16 protein-coding genes are annotated in these 16074 nt (G+C 71.0%); 12 read left to right on the forward strand and 4 right to left on the reverse strand.

Features of this window, described 5'->3' with window-relative positions; genetic code table 11:
- Positions 1-100: 100 nt before the first annotated feature.
- The 12 genes from ACFZAX_RS27270 to ACFZAX_RS27325 all read left to right on the forward strand — a co-directional run bounded on the left by ACFZAX_RS27270 (position 101) and on the right by ACFZAX_RS27325 (position 12345).
- Positions 101-1363, forward strand: a complete 1263-nt coding sequence (locus ACFZAX_RS27270) for an MFS transporter (protein WP_390964919.1) — start codon at positions 101-103, stop codon at positions 1361-1363.
- 9 nt (positions 1364-1372) lie between these two features.
- On the forward strand, positions 1373-2734 hold the full coding sequence (gene pafA, locus ACFZAX_RS27275; RefSeq protein ID WP_266702607.1) for a Pup--protein ligase: 1362 nt from the start codon (positions 1373-1375) through the stop codon (positions 2732-2734).
- Positions 2735-2991: 257 nt separating this feature from the next.
- Complete coding sequence (locus ACFZAX_RS27280) at positions 2992-3927, forward strand: FKBP-type peptidyl-prolyl cis-trans isomerase (RefSeq protein ID WP_390964920.1); 936 nt, start codon at positions 2992-2994, stop codon at positions 3925-3927.
- Positions 3928-3972: 45 nt separating this feature from the next.
- Entirely contained in the window at positions 3973-4344 is a 372-nt protein-coding gene (locus ACFZAX_RS27285; RefSeq protein WP_390964921.1) for an FKBP-type peptidyl-prolyl cis-trans isomerase, read from the forward strand.
- A 190-nt stretch (positions 4345-4534) separates the two neighbouring features.
- A complete protein-coding gene (locus ACFZAX_RS27290; RefSeq protein WP_390964922.1) occupies positions 4535-5488 on the forward strand; it encodes a WYL domain-containing protein in 954 nt (317 codons plus the stop codon).
- A gap of 29 nt (positions 5489-5517) precedes the next feature.
- Entirely contained in the window at positions 5518-6474 is a 957-nt protein-coding gene (locus tag ACFZAX_RS27295) for a WYL domain-containing protein (RefSeq protein ID WP_390964923.1), read from the forward strand.
- 35 nt (positions 6475-6509) lie between these two features.
- Positions 6510-6773 carry a hypothetical protein gene (locus ACFZAX_RS27300; protein ID WP_390964980.1) on the forward strand — a complete coding sequence of 88 codons (264 nt, stop codon included), beginning with the start codon at positions 6510-6512 and terminating at the stop codon, positions 6771-6773.
- 35 nt (positions 6774-6808) lie between these two features.
- Positions 6809-7003, forward strand: coding sequence for a hypothetical protein (locus ACFZAX_RS27305; protein ID WP_390964924.1), 195 nt, complete (start codon positions 6809-6811; stop codon positions 7001-7003).
- Between the two features lie 219 nt (positions 7004-7222).
- Entirely contained in the window at positions 7223-7516 is a 294-nt protein-coding gene (gene tatA, locus ACFZAX_RS27310; RefSeq protein ID WP_327174832.1) for a Sec-independent protein translocase subunit TatA, read from the forward strand.
- Positions 7517-7565: 49 nt separating this feature from the next.
- Positions 7566-8531 carry a twin-arginine translocase subunit TatC gene (gene tatC / locus ACFZAX_RS27315; RefSeq protein WP_390964925.1) on the forward strand — a complete coding sequence of 322 codons (966 nt, stop codon included), beginning with the start codon at positions 7566-7568 and terminating at the stop codon, positions 8529-8531.
- An 18-nt stretch (positions 8532-8549) separates the two neighbouring features.
- On the forward strand, positions 8550-9440 hold the full coding sequence (locus ACFZAX_RS27320; RefSeq protein WP_390964926.1) for a diacylglycerol kinase: 891 nt from the start codon (positions 8550-8552) through the stop codon (positions 9438-9440).
- 76 nt (positions 9441-9516) lie between these two features.
- On the forward strand, positions 9517-12345 hold the full coding sequence (locus ACFZAX_RS27325; RefSeq protein ID WP_390964927.1) for a DEAD/DEAH box helicase: 2829 nt from the start codon (positions 9517-9519) through the stop codon (positions 12343-12345).
- Between the two features lie 82 nt (positions 12346-12427).
- Here ACFZAX_RS27325 and ACFZAX_RS27330 read toward each other — a convergent pair whose 3' ends face one another.
- From ACFZAX_RS27330 to ACFZAX_RS27345, 4 genes are all read right to left on the reverse strand, one after another.
- The gene (locus ACFZAX_RS27330) at positions 12428-12877 is read right to left on the reverse strand and encodes a spore-associated protein (RefSeq protein WP_390964928.1); all 450 of its coding nucleotides are present in this window, start codon (positions 12875-12877) and stop codon (positions 12428-12430) included.
- A 271-nt stretch (positions 12878-13148) separates the two neighbouring features.
- On the reverse strand, positions 13149-14252 hold the full coding sequence (locus tag ACFZAX_RS27335) for an LLM class flavin-dependent oxidoreductase (RefSeq protein ID WP_390964929.1): 1104 nt from the start codon (positions 14250-14252) through the stop codon (positions 13149-13151).
- A 229-nt stretch (positions 14253-14481) separates the two neighbouring features.
- Positions 14482-15444 (reverse strand): ADP-ribosylglycohydrolase family protein, encoded by a 963-nt coding sequence (locus tag ACFZAX_RS27340; protein WP_390964930.1) that lies wholly within the window; start codon positions 15442-15444, stop codon positions 14482-14484.
- A 35-nt stretch (positions 15445-15479) separates the two neighbouring features.
- A complete protein-coding gene (locus tag ACFZAX_RS27345; RefSeq protein WP_390964931.1) occupies positions 15480-16001 on the reverse strand; it encodes an SPW repeat protein in 522 nt (173 codons plus the stop codon).
- Between the last annotated feature and the right edge of the window lie 73 nt (positions 16002-16074).

Consider the following 16074-nt stretch of genomic DNA (forward strand, 5'->3'; position numbering starts at 1 on the left):
CCGGTGGACCGGCGGACTGCGCACATGGTACGTATGAACCTCGACGTTATACGTAAAACCCCGGGCGGGCGCGGGCCCGGACCGGGGGAGAGGGGCGGGAATGGCCGCGGGATATCTGGACATCCTCCGGGAGCGGCACGCGGCCCGGCTGCTCACCGGAACCCTGGTGGGGCGGCTGCCGAACGGCATCGCCCCGATCGCGATCGTGCTCTTCACCCGGGCCGAGGGCGGCAGCTACTCGCTGGCCGGCGGCCTCGCCGCCGCGTACGGCCTCGCCACGGCGGCGGGGCAGCCGCTTCTCGGCCGGGCGGTGGACCTGTACGGCCAGCCGCGCGTGCAGTTGCCGGCTTCGGTCGTCTCCGCCTTCGGCATGGTGCTGCTGGCCCTGGTGGGACTGGACCCGCTGCCGCTGGCCTACGCGGCGGTCGTCGTCGCCGGGGTCGCGACCCCGCCCCTGGAGGGCGGACTGCGCGCTCTCTGGCCCTCCGTCCTCGGGCAGCGCGAGGAGCGGGTGCACCGCGCCTACGCGCTGGACGCGGTCGCCCAGGAGGTCATGTTCACCGCGGGGCCGCTGCTGGTGACCCTGCTGGTGTCGCTCTGGTCGCCCGCCGTGGCACTCCTCGTCGTCAACGCCGCCGGGGTCCTCGGGGCGCTCTCGGTGGTCCTGTCCGAGCCCTCCCGCGCCTGGCGGTCCGCACCCCGCGAGGCCCACTGGCTCGGCGCCCTGCGCTCGCCCGGACTCCTCGCCCTCCTCGGCGCGCTCTTCTTCGTCGGGATCGCGCTCGGCTCGATCACCGTGGCGGGCGTCGCCTACGCCGACGACCAGGGCCGCGAGTCGGTGTACGGCTGGCTGATGGCGGCGCTCGGCCTCGGCGCGCTGGTCGGCGGCGCGGTGTACGGGGCCCGGCAGTGGGCCGGTGCGCCCGAGCGGCGGCTCCGCTCCATCGTCGCCCTGCTCGCCCTCGGCTACCTGCCGCTGATGCTGACGCCCGGCGTGGCCGCGATGACGGCCCTCGCCGCCCTCGCCGGGGTGTTCCTCGCCCCGGCCATCGCCTGCTCGTTCATCGTGGTCGACCGCCACGCACCCCGGGGCACCGTGACCGAGGCGTTCTCCTGGCTGGTGACGACCATCGGCGTGGGCGCGGCGGCCGGTACGGCCGTGGCGGGCCCCGCCGTCGAGCTGGGCGGAACGGCCTGGAGTTTCGCCGTCGCGGCAGCGGGCGGAGTCGCCGCGCTCGTCGTTCTGCTGGCCACCGGAAAGGTCCTCGCAGTTCCCGCACGCACGCGCACCGTTGTGGCCGGATCGGAAAATGATCGAAACGGAGCTGTCGAACCCGGTTTCAGCTCACGCCGTAAGGCGTAATGTTCAGTCATGGACCGCCGCATTTTCGGGCTGGAGAACGAGTACGGCGTCACGTGCACGTTCAGGGGACAGCGCCGACTGTCACCTGACGAAGTGGCGCGCTACCTCTTCCGCCGTGTCGTGTCATGGGGCCGCAGCAGCAATGTCTTTCTGCGGAACGGCGCCCGCCTCTACCTCGACGTGGGTTCGCATCCGGAATACGCAACTCCCGAATGTGACAACCTCACCGAGCTCGTCACCCACGACAAGGCAGGCGAACGCATTCTGGAAGGTCTGCTCGTCGACGCCGAACGCCGCCTGCACGAGGAAGGAATCGCGGGCGACGTCTATCTCTTCAAGAACAACACCGACTCAGCGGGCAACTCCTACGGCTGCCACGAGAACTACCTCGTGGCCCGGCACGGGGAATTCTCCCGGCTCGCGGACATCCTCATTCCGTTCCTCGTCACGAGGCAGCTGATCTGCGGCGCGGGCAAGGTCTTGCAGACCCCGCGCGGCGCGGTCTACTGCGTGAGCCAGCGTGCCGAACACATCTGGGAGGGCGTCAGCTCCGCCACCACGCGCTCCCGGCCGATCATCAACACCCGCGACGAACCGCACGCGGACGCCGAACGCTACCGCCGCCTGCACGTCATCGTCGGCGACTCGAACATGTCCGAGACGACCATGCTGCTCAAGGTCGGCGCCACCGACCTCGTGCTCCGCATGATCGAGGCGGGCACGGTGATGCGCGACCTGACGCTGGAGAACCCGATCCGGGCCATCCGCGAGGTCAGCCACGACACGACCGGCCGGCGCAAGGTGCGTCTGGCCAGCGGCCGTGAGGCCTCGGCCATCGAGATCCAGCGCGAGTACTACGACAAGGCGGTCGACTTCGTCGAACGCCGGGGCATCCGCACCGGCACCGTCGACCAGGTCCTCGAACTCTGGGGCCGCACCCTCGACGCGATCGAGGCGGAGGACCTCGACAAGATCGCCACCGAGATCGACTGGGTCATGAAGTACAAGCTCATCGAGCGGTACCGGGCCAAGCACAACATGACCATGTCGCACCCGAGGGTCGCTCAGATAGACCTCGCCTACCACGACATCCACCGGCGCCGGGGTCTGTACTACCTCCTGGAGCGCAAGGGCCAGGCCACCCGCATCTGCAACGACCTGAAGATCTTCGAGGGCAAGTCCGTGCCCCCGCAGACCACCCGGGCACGGCTGCGCGGGGACTTCATCAAGCGGGCCCAGGAGCAGCGGCGGGACTTCACCGTCGACTGGGTCCACCTCAAGCTCAACGACCAGGCGCAGCGCACGGTGTTGTGCAAGGACCCGTTCCGGTCCGTCGACGACCGGGTGGAGAAGCTGATCGCGGGCATGTGAGGTCCCGCGCGTCACCGCGCCCCCGGGCGCGCACGGACAGGCCCCGGAACACCCGTTCCGGGGCCTGTCCGTGCGTCCGTGCCCATGAGGGCCGGTGCGTTCGAACACCACGCCGTACGGAGCGCCCGACGGCCGCACGCACGGGGGAGACGACCAGCCGGGCCGCGGCGCGGGGCGTCACGAACCGGGTCCGCGCCGCACGAAGGCCGTAAGGTGTCCGGGACCCATGACTGTGTCGTCTGAGATCTGAGGAACCAGTGCGCCGACTTGCCGGCCTTCTCGTCGTCCCCCTCCTGCTGCTCTCCGCAGCCTGCGGCAGCGACGACAAGGCCTCCGACTCCGCTTCGTCCGAGACCGGCGTGCCCGCGATCACCGCGGGCGCCAAGTTCGGTGAGAAACCCACCCTCGCCAAGGGCGAGGGCGACCCGCCCAAGGAGCTGAAGACCACGGTCATCAGCGAGGGCGACGGCGCCGCACTGAAGAACGGCGACGCGGTCCAGGTCAACTACCTCGGCCAGGCCTGGGACTCCACGAAGCCCTTCGACAACAGCTTCGACCGCAAGAGCCCGTTCGACCTGACCCTGGGCGCCGGCATGGTCATCCAGGGCTGGGACAAGGGGCTCGTCGGTCAGAAGGTCGGCAGCCGCGTCCAGCTCGTCATCCCGCCGGACCTCGGCTACGGCGCGCAGGGGCAGGGCGACATCAAGCCCAACGCGACCCTCGTCTTCGTCATCGACGTCGTCAAGGCCACCCAGATCCCGACGTCCGCCGAGGGAACCAAGGTCGCCCAGAACGACGCCGCGCTGCCGAAGGTCGGGACCAACACCGACGGCAAGGCGCCCAGCGTCACCATCCCGAAGAGCGACCCGCCCACCAAGCTCTCCTCCACCTACGTGCTGGAGTCCGACGGTGAGGTCATCAAGGACACCGACAGCGTCGTGGTGAACTACGTGGGGCTGCTGTGGAAGGACGGAAAGACGTTCGACAGCACCTACGAACAGGGGAAGACGCAGACCTTCCCGCTGGAGCAGGTGACCCTCAAGGGCCTCAAGAACGGTCTGGTCGGCAAGAAGATCGGCAGCCGGGTCCTCCTGGTCATCCCGCCGGACCAGGCCTTCGGCGACACCGCGCAGCAGTCGATTCCCGCCAAGTCGACCCTGGTGTTCGCGGTGGACCTCCTGACGAAGATGTAAGACTGTCCCGGTTGCGCAGTTCATCTTTTCTGAGGAGCAGTTTCAGTGAGCATCGAGAAGCCCGAGGTCGACTTCCCGGGTGGCGAGGCGCCGAAGGACCTTGAGATCAAGGAGATCTGGGAGGGTGACGGCGCCGTCGCCGGGGATGGCGACAACGTCTCCGTCCACTACGTGGGCGTGGCCTTCTCCACCGGTGAAGAGTTCGACTCCTCGTGGAACCGCGGTACGCCGCTCCGGTTCAAGCTCGGCTCCGGCATGGTCATCAAGGGCTGGGACCAGGGTGTCAAGGGCATGAAGGTCGGTGGCCGCCGCCAGCTGATCATCCCGGCGCACCTCGCCTACGGCGATCGTGGGGCAGGCCAGGCCATCGCTCCGGGTGAGACGCTGATCTTCGTCTGCGACCTCGTCTCCGTCTGATCATCCGATCGTCGGTCGGTCCGGCCATCTGGCCGTCCGCCGGGATCACCCCTCCCCCGCGGAGGTCCGGGAGGGCCCGTGCCGTACGGCACGGGCCCTCCCGCCGTCCGTCCGGGGCACGCGTGTTTTTGCCGGGACCCCCGGGGGCGGTACGGTCGAGCGTCGTAGCGCATGGAGAGAAAGGGCGTCGATGGCGATTGCCAAGGCCGAGCGGCTGATGAACCTCGCGCTGTGCCTGCTGGGCACACGGCGTCCGCTCAGCAAGCGCGAGCTGCGGGGCTCCATCGAGGCGTACCTCGAAGCCGGAACGGACGACTCCTTCAACCGCATGTTCGAGCGCGACAAGGACGATCTGCGCGAACTCGGCCTCGTCATCGAGACCGTCGAGGGACTCGACGGCGACATCGGCTACCTCGCCCGCCGGGACAGCAACCGGCTCCCGCCGATCACCCTCAGCGCGGAGGAGGCGGCGGCCCTGGAGATCGCCGCCAAGGTGTGGCAGCAGGCCCGCCTCGCCGGAGCGGCCAGCGGCGCGCTGCAGAAGCTCCGCGCCGCCGGAATGCCCGAGGCCGAGGACACGTACGAAATGCCGAGTGCCCTCGAGCCGCGCATCCCCGTGCACGAGGCCGCCTTCGAACCGCTGATGCTCGCCTGCCGCGACCGGCGCCCGGTCACCTTCGACTACCGCAAGGGCAACTCCGCCCACGCCGAGCAGCGTCTGGTGGAGCCCTGGGGACTGGAGTGCTGGCGGGGCCACTGGTACCTGGCCGGCTGGGACCGCGAGCGGGGCGCCGAGCGCGTGTTCCGCCTGTCGCGCATCACGGGCAGGGTCCGCTCCCGCGCCGGAGTCTTCACCGCCGCCATCCCCGACGTGGTCACCGTCCGGGAGACCGTGGAGAGCTGGGCCGGCGAGACCGCCACCCGTACCGCCCGGATCAGACTCCGCACCGGCGCCGGCTTCCCGCTGCGTTCCCGCGCGGTCTCGACGCGGGACCTCGGCGACGGCTGGGACGAACTGGAGATCCCGTACGGGCACGGTCTCGACGCCTGGCTCGTCGAGTTCGGACCGGACGTCGTCGTGCTCGAACCGGCCGATCTGCGGGCCGACGTGGTCGACCGGCTGCGCGCCGTGGCCAAGGACTGAAGGACTCCAGGAACGAGGGCGACGACACCATGGCCACGAACGCGATCGACCAGACCCGGCGGATGCTCTCCCTGGTGACCTATCTGCGGGAGCGCCCCGGCGCCCATGTGCAGGACGTCGCCCGGGCCTTCGGCATCACCGAGGACGAGCTCATCTCCGACCTCGACGTGCTGCCCATGTGCGGGACCAGCTTCCGCGGCGGCGACCTGCTCGACATCGACACCGACGGCGACCGGATCTGGTGGCACAACCCGGACGACGTCGCGGAGCCGCTGCGGCTCGCCGCCGACGAGGCCACCGCGCTGCTGGTCGCCGCGCGTGCCGTCGCCACCCTGCCCGGGCTGCGCGAGAGCGACCGGCTCGCGCTCGTCCGGGCCACCGCCAAGCTGGAGACCGCCGCCGGGGAGACCGGTGCGGCCAGCTCCCGCCTCTCGGTCACCTTCGAGTCCGAGGGCGGCGTCTTCGCCGAGGTCGACCGGGCCATCTCCGAGCGCAGACGGCTCTGGCTCCGCTACTACTCGCCCGCCCGCGACCAGCTCACCGAGCGGGAGGTGGACCCGATCCGGCTCTTCGCCGTGGGCCACACCTACCTGGAGGGCTGGTGCCGGCTCTCCGAGGACCGGCGCACCTTCCGCCTCGACCGGGTCGCGGAGATCAAGCTGCTCGACGCCCCGGCGGCGCCCCCGGAGCTGGAACTGCGGGACCTCTCGGAGGGACTCGTGCAGCCGGCCGCCGAGGACCCGGAAGTGGTGATCGAGGTCGGCGCGGGCGGCCGCTGGGTCGCCGAGTACTACCCGCACGACCGTGCCGAGGAGCGCCCCGACGGCGGTCTGCGGATCACCCTGCGCACCCCGGACCCGGCCTCCCTGCGGAGGCTGGCGCTCCGCCTCGGCGGGGAGGGCCGCATCGTCTCGCCCCCCGAGCTCGCCGACAGCGCCCGCCGGGCCGCCGCCGAAGCGCTCGCCGCCTACGACGGCGCGGTCTGACGATGACCGGTACCCAGGACGGCACGATGACCCGGATGTCCCGTGCGACGGGCGACGCGGCCCGGCTCGCTGCGGCCCGCGCCGTACGGTTCAGGGCCGGCTGCCCCGACTGCCGTACGCGGTTCGAACTCGGTGCCGAGGCGTTGCGCCTGGCGATCGGGGCGGGTCCCCGCACCACCTTCTACTCCTTCACCTGCCCCGAGTGCGGCTCGGCCGTGCGCAAGCCCGCCGGGGAGCGCATCGTCGAGCTCCTCACCGGCGGCGGCGTACGCACCCTGCGGCTGCACACCGCTCCCTGAAGGCTGTCCCGTTTCCCCGAAAGAGGATCCGCCGCATGTTCTGGCCCATGCTCGCCATCGCCCTGGGATTTCTGGGGATCGCCGTCCTCGGCGTTCTCGCCGTCCGGGTCTTCCTGGAGGTCCGGCGGCTGGGCCGTCAGGTGGCGACCACCTCGGAGCGGATCAACCGGGCCGCCCAGGACCTGGAACGGGCCGCGACCCGTCTCGCCTCCACGGCCGACGTCCTTTAGGCGGAACCGCGCCCTCTGGAAATCCCGGACAGCGCGGTACCCTGCTGAAGTCGGTCCAGGCAGGAGGCGTGGTCCGGAACCGCGCGTATACGCGGGCATTGCCTCGCGTTTACTCCTGCGGGTTACGATCGCTGCCAGCTGACGGGTCGGACGCCTGTCCGACTGATCGGGTAGTGAGCCCGCTCCTCCAGTCGCCCCAGTGAGAAGGAAGTCGCACACATGATCGGCAATCTGAAGCCTCTAGAGATCGTTCTGATCATCGCCGTCATCCTGCTGCTCTTCGGTGCCAAGAAGCTTCCGGACATGGCGCGTTCGCTCGGCAAGTCCGCCCGCATCCTCAAGAGCGAGGCCAAGGCGATGAAGCGCGACGACGCCGAGCCCGCCACGCCGGCCGCCGAGACCGTCGCGGACCCCGCGCCGCAGGCAGCCGCCACCCGTACCATCCAGGCCGCGCCGGGCGATGTCACCAGCTCCCGCCCCGTCGCCGAGCCCAAGCCCACCACCCAGAGCTGACGGCTGATCCGTTCCACCGACAGCTGCCGCACGAGACGAGGGAAGTGGGTTGCTCAAGTCTGCCCGCAAGCAGGAGAAGAACGACGAGGGGCGGATGCCCCTCATCGATCACCTGCGTGAGCTGCGTAACCGGCTTCTGAAGGCCGTTCTGGCCATCGTCGTGGTGACGATCGTCGCCGCCTTCTTCCAGAAGGACATCTACGACTTCCTTCTGAAGCCGATCCTCTCGTCGGTCGGCTGCAAGAACGGCGTGGTCACCGCGATCAACGGCAAGCCGTGCGCGCTGCTGAAGACCGACACCCTGATGGCGCCGTTCACCAACGCCCTCAAGGTCGCTCTGATGTCCGGCGTGCTTCTCGCCACGCCGGTCTGGCTCTACCAGCTCTGGGCCTTCGTGGCCCCGGGGCTGCACAAGAACGAGAAGCGGTACGCCTACGGCTTCGCCGTCCTCGGCGCCCCGCTCTTCCTGGCCGGCGGCTACCTCGCCTACCTGATCCTGCCGCAGACCGCGCAGATCATGCTCGGTTTCAGCCCGGACAGTGTGCAGAACCAGATCGGGCTCGACAGCTACCTCGACCTGCTGACCCGCATGATCGTGGTCTTCGGCCTGGCCTTCGAGCTGCCCCTGCTGCTCGTGGCGCTGAACCTCACCGGGATCGTCACCGGGAAGCGGATGCTCGGCTGGTGGCGCGGGATGATCGTCGGCCTCACCGCCTTCGCCGCCATCGCCACCCCCGGCGGTGAGCCGCTGTCGATGCTGTTGCTGGCCGGCCCGCTGGCCGTCCTGTACTTCTTCGCGACCGGCTTCTCGATCCTGAACGACAAGCGCCGCAACCGCGGCAACCCCGATGCCGACCTCGACGACGACGAGGCCTCGGAGCTCGATCTCACTCCCGAACGCATCGACACCGTGGAGAGCATGTCCGCGGGCCGGACCACCCTTCCCGGGCAGGCGTCGGGCGAGCAGGACGGTGCCGGATCGCAACGTCTCAACGGTTACGACGACATCACCTGACCTTGTAGGGTCCGCCGGGTGACCAGCGAGATCACCCTCTTCGTCAATCCCACCGCGGGCAGCGGCCGGGGCGCGCACGCCGCGCAGCCGGCCGCTTCCGCGTTGCGGGACGCCGGATTCTCCGTACGGACCGTGCTCGGCGAGGACGCGGACGACGCCCTGGGCCGGGCGCGGGAGGCGGTGGCCTCCGGCACCGGTGCGCTGATCGCGGTGGGCGGCGACGGCATGATCTCCCTCGCGCTCCAGGCGGTGGCCGGTACCCGGACCCCGCTCGGGGTGGTCGCCGTCGGCACCGGCAACGACTTCGCCCGGACGCTCGGACTGCCGGTGCGCGACCCGGCGGCGGCCGGGCGGCTCGCCGCCGAGGCCCTGAAGCGGGACCGCATACGCACCCTCGACCTCGGGCGGGCCGGTGACCGGTGGTTCGGCACCGTGCTGGCGTCCGGCTTCGACTCCCGGGTCAACGACCGGGGCAACCGGATGCGTTCGATCCCCGGCCGCTTCAAGTACGACCTGGCGATCCTCGCGGAGCTGGCCTCCTTCCGGCCGGTCCCGTACCGGATACGGCTGGACGGCGGGGCCGTCCGGGAGGTCGAGGCGACCCTCGTCGCCGTCGGCAACGGAACCTCCTACGGCGGCGGCATGCGGATCTGCGCGGACGCCGCCATGGACGACGGGCTCTTCGACGTGACCGTCGTCGGGGACTGCAGCCGCACCACCCTGCTGAAGGTCTTCCCGCGCGTCTACCGGGGCACCCACCTCACCCACCCCGTGGTCACCGTCCACCGTGCCGCCTCCGTCGAACTGGCCGCCGCCTCCACCACCGCCTACGCCGACGGCGAGCCCCTGGGAGCGCTCCCGGTGACGGCGGTGTGCGTCCCCGGCGCCGTCCGGGTGCTCACCGGCTGAGCCGGCCGCCCCGGCCGGGGCGGCCGGAAAAAGGGCGCATGGACTGTCGGAGGTGGCGGGTAGGCTCGTCGACAAGATGACAGAGGACCTCTCACCAGCCGAGCGCTACCACGCCTCCCGCCTCCGCCAGGCCGAGATGGCCACGGCGCTGTGGCCCTTCCGCGAGATGTACGAGTTCGAACTCGACCCCTTCCAGATCGAGGCCTGCAAGGCACTGGAAGCGGGCAAGGGCGTGCTGGTCGCGGCCCCGACCGGTTCGGGCAAGACCATCGTCGGCGAGTTCGCGGTGCACCTCGCCCTGGAGCAGGGGCGCAAGTGCTTCTACACCACGCCGATCAAGGCGCTCTCCAACCAGAAGTTCGCCGACCTGGTCAAGCGCTACGGCGCCGACAAGGTCGGCCTGCTGACCGGTGACAACAGCGTCAACTCCGAGGCGCCGGTGGTCGTGATGACCACCGAGGTCCTGCGGAACATGCTGTACGCGGGCTCCCAGTCCCTCAACGGACTCGGATACGTCGTGATGGACGAGGTGCACTACCTCTCCGACCGCTTCCGGGGCGCGGTCTGGGAGGAAGTGATCATCCACCTGCCCGACTCCGTGACCCTGGTCTCCCTCTCCGCGACCGTCTCCAACGCCGAGGAGTTCGGCGACTGGCTGGACACCGTGCGTGGCGACACCGAGGTCATCGTCTCCGAGGAGCGGCCGGTTCCGCTCTGGCAGCACGTGCTGGCCGGGCGGCGGATGTACGACCTCTTCGAGGAGGAGACCGACCACGGAGGCCGGAGCTCCGCCCGCCGTGAGACCAACCCCGACCTGATCCGGCTCGCGCGTATGGAGAGCCAGGGCGGGTACAACCCGCGCGACCGCCGCCGCGGCAAGATGGTGCGCGAGGCGGACCGGGAGCGCGAGCGCCGCCAGCGGAGCCGGATCTGGACGCCCTCGCGCCCCGAGGTGATCGACCGGCTGGACGCCGAGGGGCTGCTGCCCGCCATCACCTTCATCTTCAGCCGGGCCGGCTGCGAGGCGGCCGTGCAGCAGTGCCTCGCGGCCGGGCTGCGGCTCAACGACGAGGACAAGCGCCGCCTGGTGCGGGAGATCGTCGAGGAGCGGACCGCCTCCATCCCCGCCGAGGACCTGCACGTCCTCGGGTACTACGAATGGCTCGAAGGCCTGGAGCGGGGCATCGCCGCGCACCACGCGGGCATGCTGCCGACCTTCAAGGAGGTCGTGGAGGAGCTCTTCGTCCGCGGTCTGGTCAAGGCCGTCTTCGCCACCGAGACCCTCGCGCTCGGCATCAACATGCCGGCGCGCTCGGTGGTGCTGGAGAAGCTCGTCAAGTGGAACGGCGAGCAGCACGCGGACATCACGCCCGGCGAGTACACCCAGCTCACCGGGCGGGCGGGACGCCGTGGCATCGACGTCGAGGGCCACGCCGTGGTGCTCTGGCAGCGCGGCATGGACCCGGGCGCGCTGGCCGGACTCGCGGGGACGCGTACGTACCCGCTCCGCTCCAGCTTCCGTCCGTCGTACAACATGGCGGTCAACCTGGTGCAGCAGTTCGGGCGGCACCGCTCGCGCGAGCTGCTGGAGACCTCCTTCGCGCAGTTCCAGGCGGACCGCTCGGTCGTCGGTATCTCCCGCCAGGTCCAGCGGAACGAAGAGGGCCTGGAGGGGTACCGCGAGGGCATGACCTGCCATCTCGGGGACTTCGAGGAGTACGCCCGCCTGCGGCGGGACCTCAAGGACCGCGAGACCGACCTGGCCAAGCAGGGCGCCTCGCAGCGTCGTGCCGCCGCCGCCTCCTCCCTGGAGAAGCTCAAGCCGGGCGACATCATCCACGTGCCGACCGGCAAGTTCGCCGGGCTCGCGCTGGTGCTCGACCCCGGAATCCCCGCCGGACGGACCAACGGCCACCGCGGTTTCGACCAGCACGACGGTCCGCGCCCGCTGGTGCTCACCGCCGAGCGCCAGGTGAAGCGGCTGGCGTCGATGGACTTCCCGGTGCCGGTGGAGGCCGTGGAGCGGATGCGGGTACCCAAGACGTTCAACCCGCGCTCGCCGCAGTCCCGCCGCGACCTCGCCTCCGCCCTGCGGACCAAGGCCGGGCACATCGTGCCCGACCGCCACCGCAAGGGGCGCGCCGCCGCCGCCGACGACCGGGAGATCGCCCGCCTGCGCACCGAGCTGCGGGCCCATCCCTGCCACGGCTGCGACGAGCGCGAGGACCACGCGCGCTGGGCGGAGCGGTACCACCGCCTCAAGCGCGACACCCGGCAGCTGGAGAACCGCATCGAGGGACGGACGAACACCATCGCCCGTACCTTCGACCGGATCGTGGCCCTGCTGACCGAGCTGGACTACCTGCGCGCCAACGAGGTCACCGAGCACGGCCGACGACTGGCCCGGCTCTACGGCGAGCTCGACCTGCTGGCCAGCGAGTGCCTGCGGGACGGGGTCTGGGAAGGCCTCAACCCGGCCGAACTCGCGGCCTGCGTCTCGGCGCTGGTGTACGAGGCGCGGCAGGCGGACGACGCGGTGGCGCCCAAGCTGCCGTCCGGCCCGGCGAAGACGGCCATGGCCGAGATGGTCCGCATCTGGGGACGACTCGACGCCCTGGAGGAGGACTTCAAGATCAACCAAACCGAGGGGGTCGGCCAGCGCGAGCCCGACCTCGGCTTCGCCTGGGCGGTCTACATGTGGGCCTCCGGCCGCACCCTGGACGAGGTGCTGCGCGAGGCCGAGATGCCGGCCGGAGACTTCGTCCGCTGGTGCAAGCAGGTCATCGACGTGCTCGGTCAGGTGGCCGCCGCTGCCCCGCGCGAGGGCAGCACGGTCGCGAAGAACGCCCGCAAGGCCGTCGACGGCGTACTGCGCGGCGTGGTGGCGTACAGCTCGGTCGGGTGAGACGCGGCACGTACGAAGAGCGGGCCCGGGAGCGTGGTGCTCCCGGGCCCGCTCGTGCGTCGTGCTCCCGTCGGGGCGGGCGTCAGCGGACGGTGGTGGTCCGCTGCTCCCGCAGTGCCGCGCAGTTGGAGTTGTCCACCGACACGTACACGTTGTCGATGTTGCCGCCCCAGCTCACGCAGTGGCCCTTGCCGTAGACGCGGGCCGGACCCGCGTACGAGGTGTAGTTCCCGTAGTCCTCGGCGTAGCCGTCGGTGTCCGACACGTAGATGTACGCGGACATGGCCTTCAGCGTGCCCGGGTTGCTGCGGATGGTCGCGACGCAGTTGTTCCCGTTGGCGGAGTTGTAGGTCAGGTAGACGGTCCCCAGCGAACCGACGGGCGCCGAGTTCACCGTCTTGTAGCCACTGCCGCAGACCCCCTGCGGCGTGACGTTGGGCGCGGCCTCGGCGGTGGCGGCGAGTGCCACCGTGCTGCCCGCCAGGAGCGCGGTCAACGCTCCGACGGACGCGACAATGCGCGTGAATCCCATAATTTCCCCCTTGTGGCGCTGAGAGCGTTTGCTCCCACTTGATGTGACCCCCCAACGGCACGGATGGTTGCATGCGGATTTCGTGGAGTCACGGGGGAATCGGCCGGCTCAGCGGGGCGGGCTCCGGACGGTCGCGAGGGGGAGCGCCCGACCTGCACGGACGGGCGCGGGCGGACCACCGCGTCGGGGGCGTGGGGCCGGGCGGCCTCCGACGCCCGGCAGGCCAATCGTCCCCGCCGCGGGCCGTGATCCGCCCGGCTCCGGACCCGGATCAGGCGGCCGACGTCCTCGCGGCGTCCCGCTTGGCCACTTCCTCGCGCACGATCGGGATCACGTGGCGGCCGAAGTCGATCGCGTCGTCGAGCAGGTCGTAACCCCGGGCCGACAGGATCTCGACCCCCAGGTCGTAGTAGTCCAGCAGCGCCTGCGCGACCGTCTCCGGAGTGCCCACCAGTGCCGTGGAGTTGCCGGCGCCGCCCGTCTCGGCCGAGGTCGGCGTCCAGAGCGCGCGGTCGTGGCGCTCACCACGGTCCGCGACGGCGAGCAGCCGCTGCGAGCCCGCGTTCTGCGGGCTGGTCAGCGGGTGGCGGCGGCTCGGCGGGCCGCCCGCCTTGCGGGCCTTGATCCGGTCGAGCGTCCGGTGCGCCTTCTCCCAGGCGAGTTCCTCGGTCGGAGCGACGATCGGGCGGAACGCCACCTGGATCCTCGGCACGTCGGTGCGCCCCGCCGCCTTCGCCGCCGCCTTGACCGAGGCGATCTGCTCGGCGGTCTCGGCCAGGGGTTCGCCCCAGAGGCAGAAGATGTCGGCCTCGGCACCCCCGGCCGCGTACGCCGCGGGGGACGAACCCCCGAACGACACCTGCGGGTGCGGCTGCTGGACGGGGAAGGTGTCACTCACGAAGTCGTTGAACCGGTAGTGCGTGCCCTCGTGGTCGAAGGGCTCGTGGGAGGTCCACGCCTTCTTGATGATCTGGATGGCCTCGCGGGTGCGGGCGTACCGCTCGTCCTTGGTGAGGAAGTCGCCCTCGCGCTGCTGCTCGTGGTCGTTGCCGCCGGTGATGAAGTGGACGGCGAGCCGGCCGTCGCTGATCCGGTCGAGCGTGGCGAAGGTCTTCGCGGCGAACGTCGGGTACGAGACGTTGGGCCGGTGGGCCACGAGTATCTGGAGCCGTTCCGTACGGGCGGCGATGAAGGCCGCGGCCGGGGACGGGTCGGGGGAGCCGGAGCCGTACGCGAAGAGCACCCGGTCCCAGCCGTGGTCCTCGTGGGCGCGGGCCAGCTTGAGCGTGTACTCCTTGTCGAAGGACGCACCCGAGCGGGGCGTCACTTCGGAACCTTCGTTGGTCGCTGCGATGCCGAGGAACTCTACGGGCATGGCGAAGCCTCATCTTCCGCTGCGGGTGGAACCGGCCGGACGGCGCGGTGCTGTCGTACTGACGGAGAAGCAGTCAGGGACGACAGGACGCCGACCACACGCGACCGAAGTCGATGTGGTCGCGGGTGACCAGCCGCAGCTGAGGACGCATTCGCCCAGTGCACCAGTCGCATCGGTCCGGCGTCAACGGGGTGTCCGAACGGTGGGCACGTGATGCACGGGTCAGCCTTCAGCCGCCCAGACGGAGAGCGAGCGCCGTCAGCTCGGCGGTACGCAGGACCCGTTCCCCATGACCGGGCAGCGGTACGTGGAGCGGCTCCGTCCAGCGGGCGGGGATCGCGCTCATGCCGTGCACGGCGCCCGCGAGCGCGCCGGTCACGGCGGCCACCGTGTCGGTGTCCCCTCCGACGTCGATCGCCGCCCCGAGCGCCGCCTCGAACGAGGATGTCGTCCGCAGGGCCCAGACGGCGGTGCCCAGGCAGGGCCAGACCGCACCGTTGAACTCGGTCGCCAGGCCCGGGTGCCAGTCCGGGGCGAGCGCCGCGGCCCAGCGGGCGCGCTGGTCCTCGCCTACCTCGGCGAGGGCGGCGGGCAGGGCGGCGGTCGGGTCGCCGCCGTCCAGTGCCACCCGGACGAGTTCGTGGAGGAGGGCGGTGCCCTCCCAGGCGGCGGGGTCGCCGTGGGTCAGAGCCGCGATCCTCCGGGCGGCGTCCATCGTGGCGGCGCGGGCCCCGGCTTCGTCACCGGGAACGACTCCCGCCGCACGCGCGAAGCGGACGGCCGAACCGGCCGCCCGCATCAACGAGCCGTTGCCCGCCGCACGGCCCTCCACCTGGAAGTGGAGCGCGGCCGCCAGATCCCAGGGATCGCCGCCCAGCAGGACGATTTCCGTCTGGATACCGATGTCCTTGGGGCCGGCCGCGGCCCACCGCCGGAAACGGTCGAAGATGTCGGGGAGGTCGAGTCCGTCCCGTTCCAGCAGGGACTCGGCGACGAGTACGGCCATCTGGGTGTCGTCGGTCGCCTCGCCCGGGTCCCAGCCGCCGCCCCCGCACATCGTGCCGGTGCCGTCCGGGAAGCGGGCCGACCAGACTCCGGCCGGCCCGAACTCGAAAGGTGCTCCGAGCGCGTCCCCAACCGCCGAGCCGACGACGGTGCCCACCACCCGGTCCTGCCTGCTTCCCCATCCCATGGGGGCACCCTACGGCCCGTGTTCGGGGCGGGGCGTCAGCCGCGGGGACCCGGTGTTCCCCGTCCGCCGGCTGCCTTCGTCCCGGCCCGGCCGCCCGTCGAGCCTCCGCTCTTCATGGAGGCCGCCGCGCAGATCAGCCCCAGGACCACGGCGAGTCCGCCGATGATGACGTTGTTCAGAACGACCCCGAGATCGGGGCCGCTGCCCACGATCCACGGTGCGACGATCATCCAGGCTCCCATCGCGCAGATCGCCCAGCTCAGGCCGTACATCCGGGACGGGGACGCGGTGATGCCGAGGCCCAGCACGGCGAGGGCGATACCGATGATCAGGTTGTGCTGCACCAGCGCGGGCTGGCTCGACGTGAAGTGGAGCACCCAGGGCGACACCGCGCAGTACAGGCCGAGGAGGAACACCGGCGCGTCCACGAGGGCGACGTCGCGGCCGCCGAGCGTGCGGTTGTACCGCTCGCGCATCTCAGGGAGGTCCGGATGGTCCGCCATGTCGGCAGGTGCGTCCGCACGGGTGGCGGCACGGGTGTGTGAGAGGTCGGACATGAGTCGTCTCCTTTACGGTCCCGTGGGCCCACCCGCGCCGGCCCGATCCGGCCGGAACACCGGGCGCGAGCGG

Source organism: Streptomyces sp. NPDC008125 (assembly GCF_042957125.1).
Lineage (GTDB): Bacteria > Actinomycetota > Actinomycetes > Streptomycetales > Streptomycetaceae > Streptomyces.

Coding starts and splice junctions, on each gene's coding strand:
- ACFZAX_RS27270 (WP_390964919.1), top strand. CDS start 101: ATGGCCGCGGGATATCTGGACATCCTCCGGGAGCGGCACGCGGCCCGG.
- pafA (WP_266702607.1), top strand. CDS start 1,373: ATGGACCGCCGCATTTTCGGGCTGGAGAACGAGTACGGCGTCACGTGC.
- ACFZAX_RS27290 (WP_390964922.1), top strand. CDS start 4,535: ATGGCGATTGCCAAGGCCGAGCGGCTGATGAACCTCGCGCTGTGCCTG.
- ACFZAX_RS27295 (WP_390964923.1), top strand. CDS start 5,518: ATGGCCACGAACGCGATCGACCAGACCCGGCGGATGCTCTCCCTGGTG.
- ACFZAX_RS27300 (WP_390964980.1), top strand. CDS start 6,510: ATGTCCCGTGCGACGGGCGACGCGGCCCGGCTCGCTGCGGCCCGCGCC.
- ACFZAX_RS27305 (WP_390964924.1), top strand. CDS start 6,809: ATGTTCTGGCCCATGCTCGCCATCGCCCTGGGATTTCTGGGGATCGCC.
- tatA (WP_327174832.1), top strand. CDS start 7,223: ATGATCGGCAATCTGAAGCCTCTAGAGATCGTTCTGATCATCGCCGTC.
- ACFZAX_RS27325 (WP_390964927.1), top strand. CDS start 9,517: ATGACAGAGGACCTCTCACCAGCCGAGCGCTACCACGCCTCCCGCCTC.
- ACFZAX_RS27330 (WP_390964928.1), bottom strand. CDS start 12,877: ATGGGATTCACGCGCATTGTCGCGTCCGTCGGAGCGTTGACCGCGCTC.
- ACFZAX_RS27335 (WP_390964929.1), bottom strand. CDS start 14,252: ATGCCCGTAGAGTTCCTCGGCATCGCAGCGACCAACGAAGGTTCCGAA.
- ACFZAX_RS27340 (WP_390964930.1), bottom strand. CDS start 15,444: ATGGGATGGGGAAGCAGGCAGGACCGGGTGGTGGGCACCGTCGTCGGC.
- ACFZAX_RS27345 (WP_390964931.1), bottom strand. CDS start 16,001: ATGTCCGACCTCTCACACACCCGTGCCGCCACCCGTGCGGACGCACCT.